A 25,086-nucleotide genomic window follows, 5' to 3' on the forward strand; every position below is an offset into this window, starting at 1 on the left:
TTTCTTCATGACCGTCTACTTCATCGGCGCCGGCCCCGGCGACCCGGAATTGATCACTGTCAAAGGTCAGCGGCTGATCCGCAGTTGCCCGGTGATCATCTACGCAGGCTCGCTGGTACCGGCTGCGGTGCTGGAGGGGCATCAGGCCGACACGGTGGTCAACAGCGCCGAATTGCATCTGGAGCAGATCATTGAACTGATCAAATCCGCCCACGCCAAGGGCCAGGACGTGGCGCGGGTGCACTCGGGTGATCCGAGTCTGTATGGCGCGATTGGCGAGCAAATTCGTTATCTGCGCGAGCTGAATATTCCGTTCGAGATCATTCCCGGCGTCACCGCGACCGCAGCGTGTGCAGCCTTGCTAGGCGCGGAACTGACACTGCCGGACGTGTCGCAGAGCGTGATTCTGACCCGCTACGCGGACAAGACCGCAATGCCGGCGGGTGAGGAGTTGAGCAGTCTGGCGCAGCATGGCGCGACCATGGCGATTCATCTGGGGGTCAATCATCTGCAGAAAATCATTGCCGAACTGCTGCCGCATTACGGCGCGGATTGCCCGATTGCGGTGATTCACCGGGCGACGTGGCCGGATCAGGACTGGGTGGTGGGGACGCTGGAAGATATTGCCGAGAAGGTTGCGGCCAAGGGGTTTCGGCGCACGGCGTTGATTCTGGTTGGACGGGTGTTGGGGAGTGAGGTGTTTAGCGAATCGTCGCTGTATCGTGCGGGGCATGCACACCTCTACAGACCCTGAATCATATGGGATTGGGTGCCAACCTGTGGCGAGGGGATTTATCCCCGATGAACTGCGCAGCAGTTCCTTTTCTGGGGCTGCTTCGCAACCCATCGGGGATAAATCCCCTCGCCACACAATAAACAGGCACTCATTAATCAAGTGCATAAAAAAACGGCGCTCACGGGGCGCCGTTTTTCGTGCTCGCAGTGAACACCTTACTCAGTAGTAGGCGTTTTCTTTCTGCGTGTGGTCGGTCACGTCGCGCACACCTTTGAGCTCTGGAATACGCTCGAGCAAGGTGCGTTCGATGCCTTCCTTCAGGGTCACGTCGGCCTGGCCGCAGCCCTGGCAGCCGCCACCGAACTGCAGCACGGCAATGCCGTCCTCGACCACATCGATCAGGCTGACCTGACCGCCGTGGCTGGCCAGTCCCGGGTTGATTTCGGTTTGCAGGTAGTAGTTGATGCGCTCGTTGACCGGGCTGTCGGCATTGACCATCGGGACTTTGGCGTTTGGCGCCTTGATGGTCAGTTGGCCGCCCATGCGGTCGGTGGCGTAATCGACGACGGCGTCGTCAAGGAACGCTTCGCTGAACGAATCGATATAGGCGGTGAAGCTTTTCAGCCCCAGCGCGGTATCTTCAGGTTTTTCTTCGCCCGGCTTGCAGTAGGCAATGCAGGTTTCGGCGTACTGGGTGCCAGGCTGGGTGATGAAGACGCGGATGCCGATGCCTGGAGTGTTCTGCTTGGAGAGCAGATCGGCCAGGTAATCGTGGGCGGCGTCGGTAATGGTAATAGCGGTCATGGAAACTCCTCGCAGGCTTGGGCGCAGTTTACGCCAATCATTGCGCCGGACAAAGTCCTAGTATTTTTGTCGGGAAAGATTCTCGACAGGTGCGCGCATCGGTTCGCCCTCGATCCGCGCTTTAAGCCACTGATAGCTGCGTTTTTCCACCCATTCGTAGCTCAGCCATGACCCCACGCCAATGGCTAGAGCACAGATGACGAACATCAGATACGGGTTGATTCCGTAGCGTCGCGCGATAAAACCACCAACCGACAACACCAACACGTGCATCAGATACACCGAATAGGAACAGTCACCGAGCCATTTCATCACCCGATTGCGCTCGACGTAGCGCTCCAGCGCCATGCAAGCCATCACCAGCACCGCGCTCGGCACGCCCCAGTTCAATAACCTTGGCGCCGGTGCCAGGTGATAGATCGCCATCATCGCAGCGCCCATCGCCAACAGCGGCAGCCACAGGCCGGCGCCAATCCAGCCCCGGCGATAGAGCACGCCAATGCCGATCCCCAGCAGAAACTCGTAGACGATGTCGGAACGGTAAAACTCGTTGAGCCAGCCGAACGCCTGACACACCGAAAACAGCAACGCGGCGACCACCAGCAAGCGCACCTGCCAGCGGAACACCAGCGCGCATGCAAACAACACATAGAAGAGCATTTCGTAGTTGAGCGTCCAGCCGACATTCAGCGTCGGATAAATCCCGTAGCCGCCGGGGTTTTGCGCAGGAATGAATAACAGCGACGCGAGGAAATGCGCCCAGTCCACCGTCTGATCCGGTAACATTGGCCGGGCGAACAGCACCAGCAACGCCATCAACAGCGTGTACAGCCAGTACGCCGGGACGATGCGAAAAAGTCGGTACAGCAGGAAGCGCGCCGGAGGCAGCGCTTTGCTTTCGGTGGAGAGGAAAATCACCAGACCACTGATGACGAAGAAAACATCGACGCCGACTGCGCCCTTGTCGATGAAGAATTGCCCGACCGGGCCGCGCGCCTTGAAGTCGAAGAAAATCTGCATGAAGTGGTGACAGACCACCGTCCACGCGGCAAGCGCTCGCAGGGCCTGCACTGAAATCAACATGATCGGCTCCTGTCCACAACTCTCAAAACCACCGCCGACCCCTTGTAGGAGTGAGCCTGCTCGCGATGACGGCATGTCAGGCAACAACCATTCTGAATGGACTGACGCCATCGCGAGCAGGCTCACTCCTACAGGGAATGTGCGGTGTTGCTAAGAATTGGGACAGCAGACCTGTATTAAATGATCAAAGATTCTGGTAGCGGTTCATGTCCAGCACGCCCTCTTCCACCGGATCGGTTTCGTGGATGTATTGGCTCAGGTCGTGGAAATAGAACCAGAATTGCGGATGACTGCGGCGAATCCCCCAGCGTTCGACGATTTTCTCGAAACGCTCGGCATCCTTGGCATTCTCCATGGCATCGACAAACTCCGGCACTTGTTCGGCTGGAATGTTGAAGATGAAATTCGGATAGCTGCTCAGTACGCCCGGGTAGATGGTCAAGGTGTCCAGCCCCGGTTGATAGCGCAGCGACTCGCCCAACAGAAACGCCACGTTACTGTGCGCGCGGTTGCGCAGCAGGCTGTACATCTCGCGTTTGCCGCTGCGAGTTTCGATGCGCAGCATGGTTGCTTCCGGCAATTGGTCGATCACCTTCAAACCGGCGGCCGGACGCGAGGTCAGGCGACTGAGTGCCTGCTCGGCGTTCTGTAGCGCCGGGTCGATATTCGGCCGCGAGCAGTAGGCGCCGTCACAGCGGTTGATCGGATCCGGCCGCGCATTGAGGTCGCCGTAACGCGCCAGCAACTGCATGGCGAAATCGTATTTCGGGTCCTTCGGATCGAGTTTCAGCGCGGTCGGTTTGTCGTCGTCGATCGCCTCATAGTCGAGCCACATCTTGAACTGGCCGCTGCTCTGATACCAATCGTCGAGGTAGTCCTCGCGGGAATCGGCCGGCATCAGGCGCAGGAAGTTCTGCTCGGCGCCGTTGCGGATCAGGTCGAAATACAGACGCGTCTGCGCCTGATGGGAGACGTTGCCGAACACATCGAAGTTGACCGCCAACTGATAATAGGTGCGCTCCAGCAGTGGATAGTCGAACAGCCACATGGTCTGTGGCACTTCACCGATCAGGCCTTTGGTCACAGACGCACTGTCGAAGTGGCGGAAAATGCTCAGCAGCGCGTTGTCGTTGCCGGCCCACAGGGTCGACCAGCTCGGCGGCGGTTGGTCGGCGTAGCTGTCGCGGCGCAGGGCTTCGTATTCGTTGCGCTTGTTGCGGTAGTTGTGCCACAGGCTCAGCACACTGCCGACGTCATCGTTCTGCCCAGGCATTGCCAGCAACGGCGTGGCCTGGCCGCGATAGTTGGGGTCGGTGATGTAAAGATCATGTTCCGGAGCCTGGAACAGCGCCCAGAAGTTATCGCGGATCACATCCGTCGCAATCTGCCCACGGCACACCGGCCCGCGAATGAAGGTGCGGACGAAGTATTCAGCGTTATCGAGCATGAACTGATAACGCGCCTGCGCCGGAATCGCCTCGAAAGTGGCGAACGGGTTGGCCCGGCTCTGCGGGCCGTAGCCCGGCAGCGCGTTGACCTGCCAGTTGCCGCTGTAGAACAGACTCTTGACCCGCGCCAACTTCGCCGCACTCAGCGGATAGGTGATGTGAGTTTTGTGCACGATCACCCCTTGCACCGGCCACAAGCGGTAATACACCTGAGTGCCCGGATCGTCATTCGGGCGGCGGGTAGCGATCAGGTCGATCGGCTGCCCTGTCGGCGTGCGCGAACGCACCCACTGGAAGTAGTGCCCCGGCTCACCGTCCTTGAAATAGATATGCGCAAGGTACCAGTGTTCGAACAGCCAGCGCCCGACCAGACTCTGCCGCGCCCCCGGCGCATTGAGCAGGTTTTCCCACTGGACGATTTGCAGCGCTTCCTTGGCGCTCGGCGCCAGCCCCTGCTCGTCGATCGGCGCACCGGACGCCAGCCAGCGTTGCAGGGTCTGGTATTGCTGATCGGTCAGCCCGGTCACCGCCAACGGCATGCCTTCTTTCGGGTGGGCGCCGGCATAGCCGTCAAACTCGGCGGGCATCGCGCACATGTTTTCCCGTTGCAGGCCGAGGACGATGTCTTCCGGCAGCTTGGCATTCGGGGTCAGCGGGGTTTTGTGGCCCAGCTCCAGCATCCGCGCCATCAACGCCGCCTGGCTGCCCTGGGCATCGAGTACCGAATAGAAGCCTTTCTGCTGCCAGGCACGTTTGCCGAAGGCGTCGTAGAACAGCCGCGTGGTCGGCGCCGCTTGCGTGCGCTCACCGTCGTAGACCGGCATCTTGCTCGCGCCCCGCCCTGCGCCTTCACCGCTGCCCAGATTGAGCTGGCACGCCGAGTCATAGCAGGCGTGGCAGGCCACACACTTCTCGGTGAAGATTGGCTGGATGTCACGCGTATATGAAATAGAAGGTGAGATCGCGGGTTCCTGCGCAATGGCGCCCCAGCTTAAAAACAGCAAGAAAATGCTGATGACGCGGTACGACATGCCCATGATCCCGATGGTGAAAAAAACGCCCGCGATTCTACAGTATGACGCTCGTACCAACATGAACGATATTCATGAAAAAGCAGCACGTGCTCCAAAAGCGCACAGGTTTGTTATGATCCCGGCCCTTCGTCATGGTCTTTTCGAGTAGTCCCAATGTCCGATCGCAGCGTCCGCCTTCAAGCTCTCAAGCAAGCCCTCAAAGAGCGCATCCTGATTCTCGACGGCGGCATGGGCACGATGATCCAGAGCTACAAGCTCGAAGAACAGGATTATCGCGGCAAACGCTTCGCTGACTGGCCGAGCGACGTCAAGGGCAACAACGACCTGCTGGTGATCACTCGTCCCGACGTGATCGGCGGCATCGAAAAGGCCTATCTGGATGCCGGCGCCGACATCCTTGAAACCAACACCTTCAACGCCACGCGCATTTCCATGGCCGACTACGGCATGGAAGAGCTGGCGTACGAATTAAACGTAGAAGGCGCGCGACTGGCGCGCAAGGTGGCCGACGCCAAGACCGCCGAGAACCCGGACAAGCCGCGTTTCGTCGCCGGCGTGCTCGGCCCGACCAGCCGCACCTGCTCGCTGTCGCCAGACGTGAACAACCCCGGCTACCGCAACGTCACGTTCGATGAACTGGTGGAGAACTACACCGAGGCCACCAAGGGCCTGATCGAGGGCGGCGTCGACCTGATCCTGATCGAAACCATCTTCGACACCCTCAACGCCAAAGCCGCGATCTTCGCCGTGCAAGGCGTGTTCGAAGAGCTGCACATCGAACTGCCGATCATGATTTCCGGGACCATCACCGATGCGTCCGGTCGCACCCTCTCGGGCCAGACCACCGAAGCGTTCTGGAACTCGGTGGCCCACGCCAAGCCAATTTCGGTCGGCCTCAACTGCGCCCTCGGCGCCAGTGAGCTGCGTCCCTACCTGGAAGAGCTGTCGAACAAGGCCAGCACCCACGTTTCCGCGCACCCGAACGCCGGTTTGCCGAACGAGTTCGGCGAGTACGACGAGTTGCCGGTAGACACCGCCAAAGTCATCGAAGAATTCGCCCAGAGCGGTTTCCTCAACATCGTCGGCGGTTGCTGCGGCACCACCCCGGGCCACATCGAGGCCATCGCCAAGGCCGTGGCCGGTTACGCACCGCGGCAGATTCCGGACATCCCCAAGGCCTGCCGCCTCTCGGGCCTGGAACCGTTCACCATCGATCGCAGCTCGTTGTTCGTCAACGTCGGCGAGCGCACCAACATCACCGGTTCCGCCAGGTTCGCCCGTCTGATCCGTGAAGATAACTACACCGAAGCCCTGGAAGTCGCCCTGCAGCAGGTCGAGGCCGGCGCGCAGGTGATCGACATCAACATGGACGAAGGCATGCTCGATTCGAAGAAGGCCATGGTGACCTTCCTCAATCTGATCGCCGGTGAGCCGGACATCTCCCGCGTGCCGATCATGATCGACTCCTCGAAATGGGAAGTGATCGAAGCCGGTCTGAAGTGCATTCAGGGCAAGGGCATCGTCAACTCGATCAGCATGAAAGAAGGCGTCGAGCAGTTCATCCATCACGCCAAGCTGTGCAAACGCTACGGCGCTGCGGTGGTGGTGATGGCGTTCGACGAGGCCGGCCAGGCCGACACCGAAGCGCGCAAGAAAGAAATCTGCAAACGCTCCTACGACATTCTGGTCAACGAAGTCGGCTTCCCGCCGGAAGACATCATCTTCGACCCGAACATCTTCGCCGTGGCCACCGGCATCGAAGAACACAACAACTACGCTGTGGACTTCATCAACGCCTGTGCCTACATCCGCGACGAGCTGCCGTATGCGCTGAGTTCCGGCGGCGTGTCCAACGTGTCGTTCTCGTTCCGTGGCAACAACCCGGTGCGTGAAGCGATTCACTCGGTGTTCCTGCTGTACGCGATCCGCGCCGGCCTGACCATGGGTATCGTCAACGCCGGTCAGCTGGAAATCTACGACCAGATCCCGCAGGAGCTGCGCGACGCCGTCGAAGACGTGATCCTCAACCGCACGCCGGAAGGCACCGACGCCCTCCTCGCCATCGCTGACAAGTACAAGGGCGACGGCAGTGTCAAGGAAGCCGAGACCGAAGAGTGGCGCAGCTGGGACGTCAACAAGCGTCTGGAGCATGCGCTGGTCAAGGGCATCACCACGCACATCGTCGAAGACACCGAAGAGTCGCGCCAGTCGTTCGCCCGCCCGATCGAAGTGATCGAAGGCCCGCTGATGTCCGGCATGAACATCGTCGGCGACCTGTTCGGTGCCGGCAAAATGTTCCTGCCGCAGGTGGTGAAATCCGCGCGCGTGATGAAACAGGCCGTAGCGCATCTGATCCCGTTCATCGAACTGGAAAAAGGCGACAAGCCGGAAGCCAAGGGCAAGATCCTGATGGCCACGGTGAAAGGCGACGTGCACGACATCGGCAAGAACATCGTCGGCGTGGTGCTGGGTTGCAACGGCTACGACATCGTCGACCTCGGCGTGATGGTTCCGGCGGAGAAAATCCTCCAGGTGGCCAAGGAAGAAAAGTGCGACATCATCGGCCTGTCCGGCCTGATCACCCCGTCGCTGGACGAGATGGTTCACGTTGCCCGTGAAATGCAGCGCCAGGATTTCCATCTGCCGCTGATGATCGGTGGCGCGACCACGTCCAAGGCGCACACCGCCGTGAAAATCGAGCCGAAGTACAGCAACGATGCGGTGGTCTACGTCACCGACGCCTCGCGTGCGGTCGGTGTGGCGACGCAGTTGCTGTCCAAGGAACTCAAGGCCGGTTTCGTCGAGAAGACCCGTCTGGAATACGTCGATGTGCGTGAGCGCACCGCCAACCGCAGCGCCCGTACCGAGCGCCTGAGTTACGCGGCGGCGATTGCCAAGAAGCCACAGTTCGACTGGGCGAACTACACGCCGGTCAAACCGACCTTCACCGGTACCCGCGTGCTGGACAACATCGACCTCAACGTTCTGGCCGAGTACATCGACTGGACGCCGTTCTTCATCTCCTGGGACCTGGCCGGCAAATTCCCGCGCATCCTCGAAGACGAAGTGGTCGGTGAAGCGGCCACCGCGCTGTACAAGGACGCGCGCGAGATGCTCACCAAGCTGATCGACGAGAAGCTGATCAGCGCCCGGGCGGTGTTCGGTTTCTGGCCGGCCAATCAGGTGCATGACGACGACATCGAACTGTACGGCGATGACGGCAAGCCCATGGCGCGCCTGCATCACCTGCGCCAGCAGACCATCAAGACCGACGGCAAACCAAACTTCTCGCTGGCCGACTTCGTTGCACCAAAAGACAGCGAAGTGACTGACTACGTCGGTGGTTTTATCACCACCGCCGGCATCGGCGCCGAAGAAGTCGCCAAGGCCTATCAGGACGCTGGCGACGATTACAACTCGATCATGGTCAAGGCCCTCGCCGACCGCTTGGCCGAAGCTTGCGCCGAATGGCTGCACCAGCAAGTGCGTAAAGAACACTGGGGTTACGCCAAGGATGAGGCGCTGGACAACGACGCGCTGATCAAAGAGCAATACTCCGGTATCCGTCCGGCACCGGGTTATCCGGCCTGCCCGGATCACACCGAGAAAGCCACGTTGTTCACCCTGCTCGATCCTGAAGCCAGCGAAATGCGTGCGGGCCGCAGCGGCGTGTTCCTCACCGAGCACTACGCGATGTTCCCGGCGGCAGCGGTCAGCGGCTGGTACTTCGCCCATCCGCAGGCGCAATACTTTGCCGTGGGCAAGGTCGACAAGGATCAGGTGCAGAGCTACACCTCGCGCAAAGGTCAGGAACTGAGCGTGACCGAGCGCTGGCTGGCGCCGAACCTCGGTTACGACGAATAAGCGCAACGCTCAGTCCCCGAAACTCCCGGGGACTGACCGTTCAGCGGGTTTTACCCGCCTGACATTTGCCCGGACGTACCGGGCATTTGTGCGTTGCCGGCAGACAAACCGATCCGTTCGATCTCCTCTCGCGACAATTCGATGAGCCTGGCATTTCGCGCGGCCGCCTGGTCGAACAACCTGCTCAGATACAGCGGATCGTCAGCACTCAGACCTTCGTCCTCGCCCTCCTCCATCAACTGCAGTTCATCCATTTGCCTGAACGCTTCGGGCTGCTGCTCCTTGAGATAGTCCAGCCAGTAATCGCGCTGGATCAGGTCCTCCAGAAATCTCTCGGAGCGTTCCGCGCTGACCACCTCGGCCCGCGCATTGACCAACTGCTGCGGGGTGACACCAGAGGCAAATTTCATGTTTTTCGGCTGCCCGGGCAATTCCAGTCCATCGTCCCAGCCCCCGGTCAGACCGATCCGATAACCGAGGCGGACTTCGGCTTCGTCGAAACCACTACGCGCCGCCGCCGCTTTTGCCAGCTCATCGACCTTGTCCAGCCGGAACAGCTGCCGCGACAGCGACAACAAGGCCTCGCCGCGGATTCCCGGACGGCCGGCCGGCAAATCGAGCAAGGCGTTGTAAGTGAAGACCTTGCCCTCCAGACCACTGAACGTAAGGATGCGCCCGTCCACGCAAGTCCCGTGTGTGGCCGAACCGGCGAAAATCACCTCGCGCAGCTCACTGTTGGCCGCCGCCGCTTCCATGACCATCCACACCCGTCGGGTCAGATCGGCGTTGGCCACGCGAAACTCCTGGGTGTCCTGCAATCGATCAAGCAAATGGAAGAATGCCGCGCTATCCGGTTCGGCAGCGAGTTGATCCCAGAGCCTGTCGCGTGCCAACGCCTGATCCGCCGGCAGATTCGCCAGCCACGGCGCTTTCTGTTGCGCATGGGCCTGTTCGCCCGGGAGGGTTTCGTCGGACTCGATGCTGTCGGTGGTTTCACTCAGCCCGCCGGCAACATCGTCAGCCATTTCCTCCAGATCGGAACTGGAAAAACCGAGCACTCGCGGGCGGTTACCCGCAGCCTGATAGGTTCTGAGCCTTTCGAGGGATTCCTCCGAGAGGTTGTAGTTGTCAGTCAGGTCGGTGCCGTCCATCAGCTCATCGTGCTCACCGTCCAGCGCCTGTTCGGGGATGGCGGTGATGTCGTTGCGACTGAGGTTGAGTGTCCGCAGGTGCTGCGCATCCAGCGTCCCGGCCGGCCATTCGGTGAGGTTGTTGTTGCGTAGATCCAGACTTTGCAAATGCTCGAAGTAACTGACGTCGAACGCATCGAGATGGTTGTAGCCCAAGTCCAGTGCCTGCAGATGCTGCAGACCGGACAGCGCGGCATACAGCGGCTCGGTGTCACTGAAGTTGTTGCTGGCCAGCTCGAGTCGCTCGAGCTGCGGCATTTGCCCGACGGCATCAGGCAGCGCTGTGAGTTCATTGCCACTTAGGGTCAGACTGCGCAGGTGAGTGAAAGCCTTGAGAAAGCCGTTGCTGCCCTCGGCCGTCACTCGTGTGCCTGTCAGGTTCAAGCTGCCGACATGCCCGAAATCCTCGGGCAGCGGCGGTAGATCGCCCAATTGCAGGCCGTTGAGATCCAGAAGCGCATCGACCCCGGCAACCGATAACCGTGCGCGCCAGCAGGTGAGGATGCGCCACGCCGCCAGGCTGCGTGATTGCGAGGAGATGACCCAATCGACGCCACGGGTTTCCCGGGTATACAGCCAGCCATTGAGTCGGCGAACGATGGTTTCAAAGGTCTGACTCCAACCGGTGATCCGCTCGCCGATCTGCACTTCGGTCGCACCCTCATTGCGCAGCGCCTCGATCATTTGCGTGGCTTGTTCATCGCTAAGGGCCGGCTGCACTCGCTGCAGGTCCTGGCGCATCCGTGTCAGCCCGGTACTGACCGGTGCCTGCGTCAGCGGCAGCAACTGGCGGGCCACTGATACACCGTTCTCCGCCGGCGGAAAAGTCGCCGGCACTGGCTGCCGGGCAAACGCATCCAGCGCGCCGGCAGGCAGGCCGAGGGTGTCTTCGAGCCGCCGTTGCGCCAGACGCAGTTCAGCCGACGCCGCGGCGGTCAGCGGCGTACCGGTCAGGTTGGTATTGAGCAGTGCGGTGCTCTCGAGCACGGCAGGCGGCAGCGTGCTGATACGGGTGTCGCGCAGATCCAGCCACGCCAGTTGCGGCAGACCATCGGCCCCTGTCGGCCACTGTTGCAGGTGCGTTGCCTGCAGGTCGAGGGCCTTCAAGCGCTGCAGGCTGCCAACGTTCATCTCGCTCAGCGGATTGTTCCGCAGATTCAACTGTTCGAGCGCAGGCAATTCACTCAATCCGCGCTCCAGGCCTGAAGCGTCGGTCAACTGGTTGTCGGCCAGATCCAGGTGCACCAGGCGCGAAAGGCTTTGCGACTCGATCGGCCATTCGTGCAAGGCATTGTCACTCAGATCAAGGGTTCGTACTTCGCTGAACGCACTGAGGAAACCGCGCATCTGCACGGCTGCAACGCGCTGGCCACTGAGCAGCAGCGTGCGTACATGCGCAAATGCGTCAGCGGGTAATGCCGGCAGTTCGCTGAGCATCAGCCCCGACAAGTCCAGGGTCGAAGCACTGATGGTCGCGCCGTAGCGTTTGAACATGCCCTTGCGCCAACTGGTTTTCAGGACATGGGCCAGGTTTGATCGCGCGACGAGTTCGCGCAGCGATTCTTCCGGCACCACCACGCGCTGCTGCCACTGATTGAGCTGGCTATCCAGCGCAGCATATTGATCGCTCAAGGCATTGATCGCGGTGAAACGCTGCTGCTCGTCCGGCCATTGCTCGAAGAAACGATTGAACACCCCCTCGGGTGATTGATTCACGCCCTCGCCCAGGCGCCGCAACTCGCCACGGCAATAATCCCTGACCATCGTTTCTCGATCGATCAGGTGTTCTGGATGAGTCTTGACGTATTCGTACACGCCCGTGAAGTTTTCCCGGGAGAATCTTGACCAGTCCAGCGACAGCCCCGACCAGAGTTTTCCATGCCCCTGCAACAGTGTTGCCGGCACGGTGCTGATTCCGGTGTCCCTGAGGTTCAGACGCTCCAGGGCCGGTAAATCCAGCGCACCCGCAGGCCAGTCGAACAATGAATAGGCGACGATTTCCAGTGTGCGCAGATTACGCATGCCGCTGACGTCGAAAGCCAGCGGCTGATAGCTCGAGGTGCTGACACTCAAAGCTTCCAGCCGGGTCAATTGAGCCAGGCGTGCCGGCATATCGGCGGCATAGGGCATTGCGCTGTAAAGCGTCAGGTCAGTGAATTCCGGCAGGTTCTGCAACACCACCGGCACGTTAGTGAACGCTTCTGCGGTGGCGTTGATGCGCAGCGACTTGAGCCTGGGGAAACTGCCCAACAGTTCATCGACGTTGGCATCGGTGATGCACCGCCCCCTGACTCGCAGATCGCGCACATGCGAGAAGTCCGCCGTCAGCACCGGCAACGGGTCATCGCAGGTCAAATCGAGGCGTGCGGCACTCGCGCGGCTATCGGCCAGCGGCGAATTGCGCCAGCTCTGCTTGAGGCTGCGCACCACGCTGGATCGGCCGCCGATCATCGACTCCAGCGTCGGCTCCGGGGCCGGCACACCTTCCCATTGCGCCAGCGACGATTCGAGTTCCTGCCATTCACGCAGGCGCCTTTGCAACAGCTCGTAGATCTGCGCGTCAGTCCGCCCGGCGGCCAGTTGTTTGAGGATGAACCCGCCCGCCTGCTGATCCGTTAACGCCGGATACACATCCTGCACGCGCGTCACCAGCAACGGATTGACGCCTTCGCCGCGACCGCTGGCGTAATAACCCAGCCCGTGCTGGCGTACCCGCACCGGCGCCTTGAAGCGTTGCTTGTGGCCATGGCGTCTGCTCGCCAGTCGAGCCAGTTCGACACGGTGTCGGGCCACATACCGGATCAGTGCCCGACGCAGTCCGGCGCTACGCGCAACCTGGGTAAAACCCAGGGCCTGCCGCGACTGATCGGGCAAGGCATGGAGGATTGAGGCAAAAAAATTGTCGCCGTGACGCGGAACACTGTTGAGCGCTTCGCCGCGCTCGTTGTACGCCTGATAGACCGGCCCGCGCTTGACCAGATACTTGGTTTGGCCGGCACTTTCGTTGCCGACACTGTCAATCAACGGCCCGTCGAGGCTACCTTCGCGCACCTCGAGACGCACCTCGTCCGACCAGCCCGGCAGTCGTTCCAGGGCGCGCAAGGTCAGCCATTGGCTTTCGCTGCCGCCGGAATTTTCCATGTGCAGGCCGGCGACCGCGTGGTTGAAGCGGCGTCGCCGGGCAAATTCACGGGAGATCTCCAGCAGCCGCAACGGCACCCGCTTGCCGCTTTGCAGGCGCGCCAGCTCCTCGGCGTTCGCCTCCAGCAGCACGCGGATTGCCGCCGAACTGCCCAACCCCGGTGTCGCGGCTTGCAGCCTGGCGATTCGCCGGTCGTTCAACGCGGGCTCGTCATAGAGCCTGTCGAACATCGCCGGTTGCCGGGTGCGCAGGTAATCGGCGATCTGTTTGCGCAGTTCCAGCGGCCGCGATTCGACCACACGCGCCGGCTCGGCGCCCAGCAGCCAACGTGTTTGCGGCTCATCCAGCGCGGCCAGAATACGTTCAGGCAATTGGCCGTCGAGCACTTCGGCGCGGGTCACCTGGATCGGTGTATGCGTCTGGCCCTCGATCAAGCCTGATTCTGCGCCGAACAGCCGGCTGGGGCCGGACAGCTGCGCTCCGTCGAAGACTTGCAGAATCTTTCCGCTCGGCCAGCGCGGCATTTGCGTGAGCATTGGCAGCGTCAGCAGATACGAATCATCCAGGGGGGTTCCTCGTTCGACCTGATCGATCAGCCGCCCGACCTGCTGATCCGCTTCATACAGGCGCAAAGTGTCGGCCAGGGCCAGTGGCGCTGGCTGATGATCGAGGTGCATCTGGCGCAGGGCTTCATCACTGACACCACTGACATCGGCGATTTCGAGCAGTTGTGCATCCGAAAACGCCTCAGTCGAGTGACCGATGCGCTGCAGCAGGGTCAGTCGATCCCAGCTCAACGGTCGCTCCAGGTTGTGGCGCCAGGCCCCCAGTCGATTGTGCTCAAGGATCGGTTGATACGCCGCCGGATCATGCGGGTGGCGGATGCGCCAGCTTTTCAGGGTCTCGTCCTAGTGCGTCTGGTAGACCTTGCCCTGCTGGCGAATGAAGATCTTGCCGTCGAATCGATACACGCCCTGCGCATCAGGCACGGCACTCGCCGGCAGGACACTATCGCTGACGTAAGCATCAAGGTCAGGCTTCCACAGGCGGACCGAGCCGTCAGGCCGTTCGACCGGCTGCAGATGCTCGATCACGGGCTCGGCGGAGGCCGCCTGGAGTCGGCCTGCGCCCTTGCCGACCGCGCCCATCACGCCAATCAGCGCCAGGTTCTGCGCCACATCGACCAGATGCGCCTTGGCAGCCTGGCGATCACCTTCCGACCATTCGATGGCGCCTTCGAATGATTCATAGAGCAGTTGCCCGGCCATCACGGTCATCATGATTTCGCCCAGTACCGGGACAAACATCGACACCAGGTTCAACGCCATCATGCCGAGCTCGAGCAGATGACTGAGTTTTTCTGCGCGTACCCGGGCGTCGACATCCGCTGTGGGGACGGCGTGGGCCTTCGCATCGGCGATAAATTTGGCCTGGTGCTGCTCATAGAGGTACTGCCACAGATCGGTATTGTCGGCCCAGATCCCGGCCACGCCTTTGCGGGTGGTTGGCAACGGGTCGAGAAACGGGTCAGGCTGCGGCTCGCGCTTGCCGGGGGCTTCGGGTGGCAGCTCCTTGATTCGCGCGATGGTCGACAGTGGCGGTATCAGCTGTGCAACCTTGACCCAGATCGAATGCAACGGGTCACTCGGCGAGTCCGCAGCCTTTTGGGTGAACTGACTGAAATAGTAAGGACGGTCGGCATAGGCCACGAACTGACTGAAAAACTGCTGGTAAGCAGTCGGGCCTGGCGCGGAAGCCGTAGGGTCAGCAGCGGTGAACTTGCCTTTGAACACCTCACGCATCTGCGCCATGGTGTAGCGCTTGAGCGGGTGTTGTGGGTCATGGGGAATGTAGACGATGAACTCGTTGGTGTAGCGGTAGCGCTCGCTGATGCTGAACACCACGCAACCGGTCATCCGCCGCTTCATCAGGCTCAGATCACGAAACCACACGGCCTTGCCGCCGAGTTGCGGATAGATCTGGCCGTCCACCACCGACAGAATCATCCGGTAGTCGGCGGGCTCGATGTCCTGTTTCAGCAGCGCCCATTCAGCGGCGGCACGCAACGCGGTTTTCTGGCTGGCAATGAAGTGCCGGCGCAAGGTGTCGGTTTTCTCGAAAAACGCTTTGATCCTTGCCTGATAACGGGCACCGACGTCCAGCGAACGACACAGCGTCAGAAACTGCCTGACCGTGATGCCGATGTCTACTACCTGAAACTCGCCCGGGGTTGCCGTCTCGACCACGAAACCGGATCTGGCGTGATAGGCACCTGCTTCACATTCCGAAGCCTCGAAGTTGTGCAATGCCGCTTGCAGCAAGGGCAGCTTCAACACTTCGAACGTGGAAACTTCAACTTCCAGCACCCCGAGTTCGAGGGGCCGTCTGAGACACAGCAAGGTCTTGCCGAGATCGACCGTGACGTTGAACTGGTCCTTGAGTGCCTTACCGAGCAACGCCTGGGCAAATGCATCGACGCTTTCAAGGCCGGCCATGGTCTTGTCGAGTCGGCTCTGGGCGACAAAGGCCGCCGTGACCCGCTCTTTCAAGGCTTGTTGCTGATCATTCGAGAAATGGTGATAGCCGTGCGCTGGCCGGGTACTGGCCACTTTCATCGCGGCCCGCCGCTCGGGTGAAGCGGCGATCAGCCAATCGGGGATCAGCTGCTCCAGCAGCTTGCCGTGAAGGCTGGCGCTGACCGGCGTGTGCGGGGCAATGTCGGGGGATGAGTGGACATCCTGTCTCTCCTGAAAAATGGGAGGACAGGACACCATGTCCGCCACGGTGATCTGCGGTACATAATTATCGTTTTGGCGTGGACGTGTTACCGGACAAGTCTGGAACCCGCGTGCGACCACGGCACAACCCGCTGGATTGACTATGCTATCGGGACAGCCTTTCGGACGGGGGATTTATGGACGATCCAGTCGACAACAAGCCACCGAGCTTCTGGCAGATGCTGCACAGCGTGATGGCTGCGGCATTCGGCGTGCAAAGCGGGAAGAACCGGGCAAGGGACTTCACCCATGGCAAGCCCAGCCATTTCGTGATCCTGGGGATCGGCTTCACCGCCGTGTTCGCTTTGACGCTGTTTGTCATCGTCAAGCTGGTACTGCATTTCGCCGGGGTCTGACGGGTTTCAGTGCATCAGGATCTGCAGGCTGAACGGGTAGCGATACGACGTGGGGTGGCCCTTGGCCGACAACTTGCGAAAACTCACGCCGTAATCCGGCGACGCGCCCATGGCCAGCATTTGCTGTGCCTGATGCTTGTCGATCAGTTGCAGCAGCGACAATTGCCGGTCACGTCCGCCAAAACGATCCAGATCGACGCCCTGCTCATAATCGTGCAACTCCACCAGCGCCCACCCGCCGAGAGTGAAGTGACCGCCCACCAGCGCGCTCAAGCGCCCGTCGACCACCGCCTGCAACGCCTCGGGTGAGGTATTGACCGCGCTGAACAGCACATCCTTGCCAGGGACTTTGCCGGCTTCGGCAAACGCATGCATGGCGCCGAACGCCATTTCATCATTGGCTGCCCACACCAGCGACACCTTCGGATAACGGCTGACCAGTTGCCGCGCCTGCTCGTAGGCACGCTGCCGGGTCCAGCCGCTGTACACCAGTTGCCGCAGTCGCACCTGCGGATGCTCGGCCAGAGCGCGTTGCATGCCCTGCTCGCGCAATTGCGCTGACGGGGTGATCTTCAGGCCGGAAAACGCCAGTACTTCAATCTGTTCGCCCCGCGCCACCGGCGGATGCAGGCGAATCAGTTCCTTCATCATCAGGTAGCCGCCCTCCTCGTCATTCGGCACCAGGCTGCCGATGCGATCGGCACGCTCGCCGATCAGCGCCTGCTGATCGGGGGTGAGCACCGCGTTGACCATGAACAGCTTGACCCCGCTGCCCTCCGCCATGCGCAGGATCTGCGGCGCCACGTACTGCTCGTTGACGAATACCAGATAGTCGGGACGATTCGGTCCCTGCAGGGCAACTCTGGCCTGAGCCAGGGTGAATTCCGGCTGGCGCTGGGAATAGAGAATCTGCAAATCGACACCCAGGTCGCGGGCGGCCGCCTGCATGAATTGCGAGTAGCTGACCCAGAAGGCTTCCTGAGTTGACCCAGGATTGAGGAACAGCACCGACTCGGCCCGGGCCGCAGAGCCGAAAACCGCACCGAACAGCAGAAGGCTGAGGTGGAAAAACTTCAACATGAATGATCCGGGCCCAAGGAAAAATGGCCGCGCATTATAGCCCTCGAACCAGCGACTATTGACGCCTGATCCCGTTTTTTGTCCGACAATCGTCGGAAGCGGACCCGGATCGGTCGTTTACTGATGACTGACCCAGAATACCGCCGTCCCTACTACCAGAATAATCAGGAACAGAATGGCCCATGCATCGACACTGCTATCGCTTTTTCTTGCCTTGGTCGGATTGCTCATTGCATCGCCTCTTGTCGGTTTTATCGGTGATTGCAGAAAGACTCGAACACAGTTAAGACGATGATTGTCCCCGCGACAAATGTGGGTTAATCAACAACTATTCTCGTTAGGCGATTTGGTTCTTTACATATACTCAAACATCACTTTTGCGCATAACTGCAAACGGGTATATTGCCCCGGCTCCGTTAGGGAGTGCGCGGCCGTGCGCGCGTAATTGCCGAGGCACCATCGGACTCCAGCAAGCGAAAACGCAGCGTTTTCCGAGTAGCCCAAAGCCTGAGAACAGGACTTATATGTACGTATACGACGAGTACGATCAGCGGATCATCGAGGACCGCGTCAAGCAGTTCCGTGATCAGACCCGACGCTATCTGGCAGGCGAGCTGAGCGAAGAAGAATTCCGCCCCCTGCGCCTGCAAAATGGCCTCTACATCCAGCGTTTTGCGCCGATGTTGCGCGTGGCGGTGCCTTACGGCCAACTGACTTCCCGTCAGACGCGCATGATGGCCAAGATTGCCCGTGACTACGACAAGGGCTACGCCCACATCAGTACCCGGCAGAACGTGCAGTTCAACTGGCCGGCGGTGGAAGACATCCCGGACATCCTCGCGGAACTGGCCACCGTGCAGATGCACGCGATCCAGACCAGCGGCAACTGCCTGCGCAACGTCACCACCGACCAGTTCGCCGGTGTCGCTGCCGATGAAGTGATCGACCCACGCCCATGGTGCGAAATCGTCCGTCAGTGGACTACATTCCACCCGGAATTCGCCTACCTGCCGCGCAAATTCAAGATCGCCGTCAACGGTTCGACCGCTGACCGTGCGGCTATCGAAGTCCACGACATCGGCCTTGAGCCGGTCCACAACGCCGCCGGCGAGCTGGGCTTCCGTGTGCTGGTCGGCGGTGGCCTGGGCCGTACCCCGGTGGTCGGCGCCTTCATCAACGAATTCCTGCCATGGCAGGACCTGTTGAGCTACCTCGACGCCATCCTGCGGGTGTACAACCGTTATGGCCGTCGCGACAACAAATACAAGGCGCGGATCAAGATCCTCGTCAAGGCGCTGACCCCTGAAGTGTTCGCGCAGAAAGTCGATGCCGAGATGGAACACCTGCGAGGTGGCCAGACCACACTGACCGAAGCCGAACTGCATCGCGTCGCCAAACACTTCGTTGATCCGGACTACAAGGCGCTGGAGAACCAGACTGCCGCCCTGGCCGAACTCGACAAAGAGCATCCGGGTTTCGCCCGCTGGCGTTCGCGCAACACCCTGGCGCACAAAAAGCCGGGCTATGTGGCCGTGACCCTGTCGCTGAAGCCGACCGGCGTTGCGCCGGGCGACATCACCGACAAGCAGCTGGACGCCGTCGCCGATCTGGCCGAGCGCTACAGCTTCGGTCAACTGCGCACGTCCCACGAGCAGAACATCATTCTCGCCGACGTCGAACAGAGCCAGTTGTTCACCCTCTGGGGCGAGCTGCGTGAAGGTGGTTTCGCCACGCCGAACATTGGCCTGCTGACCGACATCATCTGCTGCCCGGGCGGTGATTTCTGCTCGCTGGCCAACGCCAAGTCGATCCCGATCGCCGAATCGATCCAGCGCCGTTTCGACGACCTGGACTATCTGTTCGACATCGGTGAGCTGGACCTGAACATCTCTGGTTGCATGAATGCCTGCGGTCACCACCACGTCGGCCACATCGGCATCCTCGGGGTGGACAAGAAAGGTGAAGAGTTCTACCAGGTGTCCCTCGGCGGCAGCGCCAGCCGTGACGCCAGCCTGGGCAAGATCCTCGGCCCGTCCTTCGCCCAGGACGACATGCCGGACGTGATCTCGAAGCTGATCGACGTGTACGTTGAACAACGTACCGAAGACGAGCGCTTCATCGACACCTACCAGCGTATTGGCATCGACCTCTTCAAGGAACGCGTCTATGCAGCGAATCATTAAGAACAACGAGGTGGTCGACGAAACCTGGCACTTGCTGCCCAAGGACGCGACCCTCGACGGTATCTCCAACTGCGACGACCTGATCGTGCCGCTGGCCCTGTGGCGTGATCATGCTCACGCGCTCAAGGCCCGCGACGGCGGGCTGGGTGTGTGGCTGGACGCCGATGAAGAAGCCGAGGAAATCGGTGACGACGTCGCGCAGTTCCAGGTCATCGCGCTGAACTTCCCGGCCTTCACCGATGGCCGCAACTACTCCAACGCCCGCCTGCTGCGCGACCGCTATGGTTTCAAAGGTGAACTGCGGGCGATTGGCGATGTGCTGCGCGACCAGCTGTTCTACATGCACCGTTGCGGTTTCGATGCGTTCGCCCTGCGCGCCGACAAGGACCCGTACGAGGCACTGGAAAGCCTGAAAGACTTCTCGGTGACCTACCAGGCCGCCACTGACGAACCGCTGCCGCTGTTCCGTCGCCGCTGACTCGAATACGCCTTGAGCACCTGCTCAAGGCGTATTTCCCTCCTCTTCTGTATCCGAACTGGCCAGCTCATTGGCCGGATGGCGCGCGAGTGCCTGATCGGTGAGCTGGCGAATCAGCGCCTGACGCTCATTTCTGAAATTGTCGTGAATCGCGTTCATCTGCACCGCTGCCTGATCGCGCGTCAGCTCCGCCTGCTCCTCCAGGCGCGCCAATGCCTGCGAGGTTCGAACATAGACAAGGGCGAAAGCGTCGGGGTAGGCCGATTCGAGAAACTCGACCCAGAATCGCTGGCCGATACACCAGTCGGGAAACGCCGAAGAGCCTTCAATACGCATCACGGCCTGATTGGCCTGATCCAGTTCTACCTGCGAGACCTCGACATTCAACGGGCTGCTCATCGCCCTTGGCTGCCCAGGCAAATTCAGACGCTCCGCCAGCCCCACCCGATAGGCCAGACTGAATTCGAGCGCATGCTCGTAGACACTCGGTTGGGCGCGGGCGTTGATCTCTGCCAAGGTGCGCTCTTCCAGCGTTTGCAGGCGAAACAAGCCTCTGAGCAAATGCGTCAATTGCCGCTCCAGCGGCGCGCCATCGATCCCGGCCGCGACCGTGGCTCGGTAACACAGAACCTGGACTTCCATCTCACTGAACACCGCGGAATAACCATCGACACTGGTGGCGACGCGCGCCGTGCGGAACAATTCGCTGCGCAACCGCGTGTCTTCAGCGGCCGCCTCGACCACATTCCACACACGCTGGCTGAAATACGGGTACAACCGGGTGTAATCGGCCGTGTGGATCAATTGTGAAAGTACATTGAAGAAATCCCGCGAGCCGGGCGCTGCCCTTACCGCCTCCCAGGTAACGCTGCGCGGTATCGCTTCGACGGCAGGCCTGCCGGTCAGCCAGCGCGCACTCTGACCTTCATACGACACGCTGGGTAGCGGCTGGTGTTGATAGACCCGGGCCATTACACCGAAACTGACGCTGTTCGCCCGTTGATACGCCGCAATCTGTCGCAAGGCGTCAGGCGACAAGGGGTTACCCATCAGGCGAACGGCGCGGCTGACCATCAGCGGAGCCCTGAGAACCGCCTCCGGTACCGTGCTTATCTGGTTATCGCGCAGATCGATCAGTTGCGGTCGTTTCAAACCGGTGGTTCCCTCGGGCCAATGATCGATTGCGCAACCGCGCAAGCGCAGTCTTTCCAGATCCGGCAGCGAGCTGACATCCGGGGCATGCGCAAGGTCTGCATTGAAGTCCAGACTCAGCACCCGCAGCTTTTTCAATCGCGCCAGTGACGGCACCGATGCAGAAGATAGACGAATATGGTTCTCGCTCAGATCCAGATGCGTCAGCCAGGGCATGCGCTCCAATGCCATCGGTAACTGGGTCAATTGGTTCCCCCTCAGGGAAAGGCTGCGCAAATTTCTGAAATGACGCAAAAACGCCGTCAGTCCCTGCGGCGTAATGCCTTCCATGACCAGATGCGTGACATGGCTGAAGTCCCCGACCAGCAGTGGCAACTCTCCCAAGGGCTCCGGAGCGAAGCTCAAGGTGTCGGGTGGCGCGTCGCCCGAGGCCCCTGGCTCTCTGCGCCAGCAGCGGATGATCGCGCGCATGGCACGGGCCTTCGCTGACTGTGGAACGTCAACCAATGAGCCATCGATCCCCTTGTACTGCGTTTGCCGCGTCACCCAACGATTCAAGACTTCGCGAATACCGAGAAACTCCAGCCGCAGCAATTCCAGCTTCATCAGCACCAGAATCTCATTGCGGCCCAAAACGTTGAGTAGCGCATGGATCTGCGCAGGGGAATGGGCCGGGTAGAGTTCCTGAATACGGCGCACCATCACTGAAACGCTCACACCTGAGTTCGCCCAGGGCCCTGCCGGTGGCCGTTCAGCCAGGGCCATGGGCGAATAATCGCCGGGACGGCCGCCCATGGTTCTGGCAAACGTAGTTCGCCGTTTCATGGCAAGTTCGGTGATTTTCTCCCGCAGCCCGCTCGCCCCGGTCTCGAGCGACAGGCCCAACGCGACCTTGCGTTGCGCCGACAACCCATGCCAAAGGGCCTGGAAATAATGCTCGCGGGTGCGCCCGGAAAATGACTTCAGCGCAGCATCATTACCCTGCTGAACGCTGATGCGGTCCGCCAACACATTGATGACCACCCGCTCACTGGATGAGCTTGACGCCGTCGTCGCAACACTGTCGTGGCTGCCCGACCACTCCTGTATCTCGATCGCTGATGCCCCTGACCAGCCCGGCAAATGCTCAAGGGTATCGAGCACCAGGCGATTGGTACTGTGGCCACCGCCACTATCCAGGTACAGGCCTTCATAGGCTCGACACACAGCAATTGCCTGTTGATAGCGGCGTACCTCCTGCGCCAGCCGCAATGGTACGCGGGCAGCGTCCAGCTCCTGCGCTTCGCCATCCAGGGCACTGCCCGCCAACTCCTCGGCAACACTGGCAGGCAGATCGGCAAAGGTCTTCACCAGAAACGCCACCCGACCATTGCTCGGCGCTTCGTGGCGTCGATAGATTCGCTGGAACAACGGCTGCCGGCGACCTTGTGCCTGCTCGCCGACGATTTGCACCAGTTTGCGCGTCTGAACCGCCGAATCCTGGCTCGTCAGGCCGAGCAAGTTCTTGCGCCGCTGGCTGCCGAGTGCAGCCAGCAGAGAACGGTACAGTTTCCCCCGATGCACATCCTGCTGAGTTATTTTCAGGATCGTGGTGGCGTGGGTTGCGCCATAACGATTGATTGGCGTGCCCACTGCATCGACGACACTGATGACGCAGTCTGCCGGCCAACTGGCCGATGTCGTCAGCAGGTGCAATTGCAGGTCAGCATCCGCCATGGGGGCCGACAACGGGATCTGCAGTTGCTCGATAAACTCCGTCACCGCTGCATCGGCGCGAAATCTCCACACCGTGTCGAGCAGCAAGGCCGGCGGATGACCGCGATCTACATGGATCTGACGCAACACGCTGTCTTCGATACCGCAGACAGCCAGAGCCTGCAGCGCACTGGCATCCGACAGCTCCTCGCGGGGATGGCCGAAGCGGCGCAGCAGCTTCAATCGATCCCAGTCCTGAACCAGCTCGCTGTCATGACGCCAGGCACCCCGATCATTGGTTTCGAGCAGCGGTGCATAGCGGCTCGCCGATTCCGGCGGCGCCTGCACTTCCCACAGCCCGGTCTGAGGCTCGGGGCGCACTGCATAGTGCAGATCATCGAGCGTCAGGTACGCCTGGCCATCGACCCAACGCAAGCCGCGGCCATCGCGACGCACTCCGGCAGGCAAGGCCCGACGCTGTTGATACACGTGCAAGTCAGGCTTCCAAAGGCGAGACTGCCCTGAAGCCAGTTTGACCATGCGCAAGCGCTCGATAAAAGCCGATGACCTGACGACTTTGAACGCTGTGCCTACCGCCCTGGTACTCGCAGCGAAAGCCGCCATCAGGATCATGTTTTCGACGACATCGAAAAAGTAATCCGTCGCCTGCTCCTGCTCGCCTCTGGACCAACTGGCAATCCCTTCATAGACCTGTGAGAGCAACTGCACCGCAGTGACCGCCAATAACGCCTCTCCTACTACAGGTATGAACGATACGGCGACCAACAGCAGGTCGACCCCGATTGCCTTATAGGTGTCCAGTCGGGCCAGCCGGGTTTTCTCGTCTTCATCGTCCGTTGGCACCACTACGAGCCGAGCGTCTGCCATGGTCTGTTCGGCGTGCTGGCGATACATCAGGGTGAACGGGTCGCCCGCAAAATCGATGCCGGACAACGTCACGTAGAACGAGGCACGAGGCAGGATTGAATGACTGTGCGGATACAAACGCCCATCGAGTTCGGTCACCCACGCTGCGCGCTCACTGATCTTGATGAAGCGCATGAAGAATTGGCGAAACGCTGCGCCTTTCAACCGCTGGCTCAACTGTTTCTCGAAATCGCTGAAGGATGAATACTCCTTGAGCGGGTGCAACGGATCACCTGGCAGGTAAACAACGCAACGGTAGTCGTTGTCGGCGTGCTCACTCACCGGGCCGATAAACAGCACACCGTTAAGTGTGACACCAAGCATCCGCAAGGCCTGATAACTCAGGGTGTTGTTGCCCAGTTTGATCGTGTCCCGGTTATCCTTGACTGCCTGCAACATCTCATGCACTTCGACACTGATGTGTTTCTTCAGCAATGCGACGTGCCGATCCACCTCGAAGCGACACCGCAAGTTCGCAGTAAACTTGCTGCGCAACGGATTGGCCTCGGCATCCACATTGAAGACCGCACGAAGATGAGTCTGATATTGCTGGCCCAAGTCCAGGGTTCGACACAACAGCGCAAATTCATGGGGCTGGATCGATAATATATGCGCTTCTCGACCGGTTACTTTCTCGGGAATATAGATCAAGGAGGTATCGTTATAATTTGTGGCCTGAGTCTCACGGAGTTCGAAGTTTTCGCAGGCAGCCGTGAGCAGATCCCGATCGACTGGCAACACCAGTTTCCTGCGCAAGCCCAACAGACTGGAGGTGGAGCGCACATGCTGAAAAATCACCCCGCTGATATCCAGCGAGTTGCCGAGCTTTTGCGACATGGCGCTGGTCAGTAACGGCGCGCAAAATGCTTCGGGCGACTTGAGCGTCTTCAGAAACGGGTCGATTTCACTCTGGGCGCGATGGCTGGCCATCATGCTTTGATAAAGTGTTTGACGCAGTTCATCCGATGCCGACAGCAGCCAGCCGGGAGCATTGTTCTTGATTAACTCAAAGAACATGCCTTTTTGTTCGGGTGTCAATACAGGCGCGACAGCCTGTACAGGTAAGGAAGACATTCTGAATATCTCGAAAACTGAAAGTAGCAACAGCTTATCGAGCAGGCCTTTTTATAAAAGCGC

General features: G+C 60.4%; 13 protein-coding genes. 6 read left to right on the top strand and 7 right to left on the bottom strand.

Annotation, left to right across the window (positions count from 1 at the left end):
• The first annotated feature begins 7 nt into the window (after positions 1–7).
• Positions 8–754, top strand: coding sequence for a precorrin-4 C(11)-methyltransferase (gene cobM / locus E3Z29_RS18245; protein ID WP_134786525.1), 747 nt, complete (start codon positions 8–10; stop codon positions 752–754).
• 201 nt (positions 755–955) lie between these two features.
• Here cobM and nfuA read toward each other — a convergent pair whose 3' ends face one another.
• The 3 genes from nfuA to E3Z29_RS18260 form a co-directional block, all read right to left on the bottom strand.
• Positions 956–1,540, bottom strand: coding sequence for a Fe-S biogenesis protein NfuA (gene nfuA, locus E3Z29_RS18250; protein WP_003225494.1), 585 nt, complete (start codon positions 1,538–1,540; stop codon positions 956–958).
• A gap of 57 nt (positions 1,541–1,597) precedes the next feature.
• Positions 1,598–2,623 carry an acyltransferase gene (locus tag E3Z29_RS18255; RefSeq protein ID WP_134786526.1) on the bottom strand — a complete coding sequence of 342 codons (1,026 nt, stop codon included), beginning with the start codon at positions 2,621–2,623 and terminating at the stop codon, positions 1,598–1,600.
• A gap of 184 nt (positions 2,624–2,807) precedes the next feature.
• Complete coding sequence (locus E3Z29_RS18260) at positions 2,808–5,102, bottom strand: fatty acid cis/trans isomerase (protein ID WP_134786527.1); 2,295 nt, start codon at positions 5,100–5,102, stop codon at positions 2,808–2,810.
• Here E3Z29_RS18260 and E3Z29_RS29460 point away from each other — a divergent pair.
• Both E3Z29_RS29460 and metH read left to right on the top strand, forming a co-directional pair.
• Positions 5,002–5,253: a hypothetical protein gene (locus tag E3Z29_RS29460; protein ID WP_167734061.1), complete on the top strand. Its 252-nt coding sequence runs from the start codon at positions 5,002–5,004 to the stop codon at positions 5,251–5,253. The genes E3Z29_RS18260 and E3Z29_RS29460 overlap by 101 nt on opposite strands.
• Positions 5,254–5,258: 5 nt before the next feature.
• Entirely contained in the window at positions 5,259–8,969 is a 3,711-nt protein-coding gene (gene metH, locus E3Z29_RS18265; protein WP_134786528.1) for a methionine synthase, read from the top strand.
• A gap of 50 nt (positions 8,970–9,019) precedes the next feature.
• Here metH and E3Z29_RS18270 read toward each other — a convergent pair whose 3' ends face one another.
• The gene (locus tag E3Z29_RS18270; RefSeq protein WP_256662016.1) at positions 9,020–14,098 is read right to left on the bottom strand and encodes an NEL-type E3 ubiquitin ligase domain-containing protein; all 5,079 of its coding nucleotides are present in this window, start codon (positions 14,096–14,098) and stop codon (positions 9,020–9,022) included.
• Between the two features lie 111 nt (positions 14,099–14,209).
• Complete coding sequence (locus E3Z29_RS29685) at positions 14,210–15,916, bottom strand: dermonecrotic toxin domain-containing protein (protein WP_256662017.1); 1,707 nt, start codon at positions 15,914–15,916, stop codon at positions 14,210–14,212.
• Positions 15,917–16,215: 299 nt separating this feature from the next.
• Here E3Z29_RS29685 and E3Z29_RS18275 point away from each other — a divergent pair, with 299 nt between their 5' ends.
• Positions 16,216–16,434, top strand: a complete 219-nt coding sequence (locus E3Z29_RS18275) for a DUF2970 domain-containing protein (RefSeq protein WP_007967863.1) — start codon at positions 16,216–16,218, stop codon at positions 16,432–16,434.
• A 6-nt stretch (positions 16,435–16,440) separates the two neighbouring features.
• Here the strand turns inward: E3Z29_RS18275 and E3Z29_RS18280 are convergent, their stop codons facing one another.
• On the bottom strand, positions 16,441–17,514 hold the full coding sequence (locus E3Z29_RS18280; protein WP_134786529.1) for an ABC transporter substrate-binding protein: 1,074 nt from the start codon (positions 17,512–17,514) through the stop codon (positions 16,441–16,443).
• 524 nt (positions 17,515–18,038) lie between these two features.
• Here E3Z29_RS18280 and E3Z29_RS18285 point away from each other — a divergent pair.
• Entirely contained in the window at positions 18,039–19,697 is a 1,659-nt protein-coding gene (locus E3Z29_RS18285; RefSeq protein WP_098964197.1) for a nitrite/sulfite reductase, read from the top strand.
• Positions 19,681–20,175, top strand: coding sequence for a DUF934 domain-containing protein (locus E3Z29_RS18290; RefSeq protein WP_098964198.1), 495 nt, complete (start codon positions 19,681–19,683; stop codon positions 20,173–20,175). The genes E3Z29_RS18285 and E3Z29_RS18290 overlap by 17 nt, the downstream gene beginning before the upstream one ends.
• A gap of 24 nt (positions 20,176–20,199) precedes the next feature.
• On the opposite strand, the gene E3Z29_RS18295 is transcribed toward E3Z29_RS18290, so the two are convergent.
• Positions 20,200–25,023: a dermonecrotic toxin domain-containing protein gene (locus tag E3Z29_RS18295; RefSeq protein WP_134786530.1), complete on the bottom strand. Its 4,824-nt coding sequence runs from the start codon at positions 25,021–25,023 to the stop codon at positions 20,200–20,202.
• Positions 25,024–25,086 lie beyond the last annotated feature (63 nt).

It is taken from the genome of Pseudomonas sp. S150 (assembly GCF_004526365.1).
Classification (GTDB): Bacteria; Pseudomonadota; Gammaproteobacteria; order Pseudomonadales; family Pseudomonadaceae; genus Aquipseudomonas; species Aquipseudomonas putida_A.

Excerpts from the sequence above, each read along its gene's own strand:
- cobM (WP_134786525.1), top strand. The coding sequence starts at position 8 with ATGACCGTCTACTTCATCGGCGCCGGCCCCGGCGACCCGGAATTGATC.
- nfuA (WP_003225494.1), bottom strand. The coding sequence starts at position 1,540 with ATGACCGCTATTACCATTACCGACGCCGCCCACGATTACCTGGCCGAT.
- E3Z29_RS18255 (WP_134786526.1), bottom strand. The coding sequence starts at position 2,623 with ATGTTGATTTCAGTGCAGGCCCTGCGAGCGCTTGCCGCGTGGACGGTG.
- E3Z29_RS29460 (WP_167734061.1), top strand. The coding sequence starts at position 5,002 with ATGTCACGCGTATATGAAATAGAAGGTGAGATCGCGGGTTCCTGCGCA.
- E3Z29_RS18260 (WP_134786527.1), bottom strand. The coding sequence starts at position 5,102 with ATGTCGTACCGCGTCATCAGCATTTTCTTGCTGTTTTTAAGCTGGGGC.
- metH (WP_134786528.1), top strand. The coding sequence starts at position 5,259 with ATGTCCGATCGCAGCGTCCGCCTTCAAGCTCTCAAGCAAGCCCTCAAA.
- E3Z29_RS29685 (WP_256662017.1), bottom strand. The coding sequence starts at position 15,916 with ATGAAAGTGGCCAGTACCCGGCCAGCGCACGGCTATCACCATTTCTCG.
- E3Z29_RS18275 (WP_007967863.1), top strand. The coding sequence starts at position 16,216 with ATGGACGATCCAGTCGACAACAAGCCACCGAGCTTCTGGCAGATGCTG.
- E3Z29_RS18280 (WP_134786529.1), bottom strand. The coding sequence starts at position 17,514 with ATGTTGAAGTTTTTCCACCTCAGCCTTCTGCTGTTCGGTGCGGTTTTC.
- E3Z29_RS18285 (WP_098964197.1), top strand. The coding sequence starts at position 18,039 with ATGTACGTATACGACGAGTACGATCAGCGGATCATCGAGGACCGCGTC.
- E3Z29_RS18290 (WP_098964198.1), top strand. The coding sequence starts at position 19,681 with ATGCAGCGAATCATTAAGAACAACGAGGTGGTCGACGAAACCTGGCAC.
- E3Z29_RS18295 (WP_134786530.1), bottom strand. The coding sequence starts at position 25,023 with ATGTCTTCCTTACCTGTACAGGCTGTCGCGCCTGTATTGACACCCGAA.